This is a genomic window from Citrobacter telavivensis (assembly GCF_041807075.1).
GTDB classification, from domain to species: Bacteria; Pseudomonadota; Gammaproteobacteria; order Enterobacterales; family Enterobacteriaceae; genus Citrobacter_A; species Citrobacter_A telavivensis.
The window spans coordinates 1-769 of the sequence record NZ_JBGUBF010000024.1 but is presented as its reverse complement, the minus strand read 5'-3'; the positions used below and the strand labels follow the sequence as shown (position 1 = coordinate 769).

General features: G+C 53.6%; 1 protein-coding gene. It reads right to left on the bottom strand.

Annotated features, from left to right (window positions below; genetic code table 11):
• Positions 1-16: 16 nt before the first annotated feature.
• Positions 17-714 (bottom strand): IS1-like element IS1B family transposase gene (locus tag ACERJC_RS25455; RefSeq protein ID WP_095033700.1). Its coding sequence is split into 2 segments (ribosomal slippage): positions 17-465 and positions 465-714, totalling 699 coding nucleotides; the frame shifts between segments, so codons are not numbered across the junction.
• Positions 715-769 lie beyond the last annotated feature (55 nt).

The window sequence follows — 769 nt, the reverse complement described above, 5'->3', positions numbered from 1 at the left end:
TGGTAATGACTCCAACTTATTGATAGTGTTTTATGTTCAGATAATGCCCGATGACTTTGTCATGCAGCTCCACCGATTTTGAGAACGACAGCGACTTCCGTCCCAGCCGTGCCAGGTGCTGCCTCAGATTCAGGTTATGCCGCTCAATTCGCTGCGTATATCGCTTGCTGATTACGTGCAGCTTTCCCTTCAGGCGGGATTCATACAGCGGCCAGCCATCCGTCATCCATATCACCACGTCAAAGGGTGACAGCAGGCTCATAAGACGCCCCAGCGTCGCCATAGTGCGTTCACCGAATACGTGCGCAACAACCGTCTTCCGGAGCCTGTCATACGCGTAAAACAGCCAGCGCTGGCGCGATTTAGCCCCGACGTATCCCCACTGTTCGTCCATTTCCGCGCAGACGATGACGTCACTGCCCGGCTGTATGCGCGAGGTTACCGACTGCGGCCTGAGTTTTTTAAATGGCGGAAAATCGTGTTGAGGCCAACGCCCATAATGCGGGCGGTTGCCCGGCATCCAACGCCATTCATGGCCATATCAATGATTTTCTGGTGCGTACCGGGTTGAGAAGCGGTGTAAGTGAACTGCAGTTGCCATGTTTTACGGCAGTGAGAGCAGAGATAGCGCTGATGTCCGGCGGTGCTTTTGCCGTTACGCACCACCCCGTCAGTAGCTGAACAGGAGGGACAGCTGATAGAAACAGAAGCCACTGGAGCACCTCAAAAACACCATCATACACTAAATCAGTAAGTTGGCAGCATCACC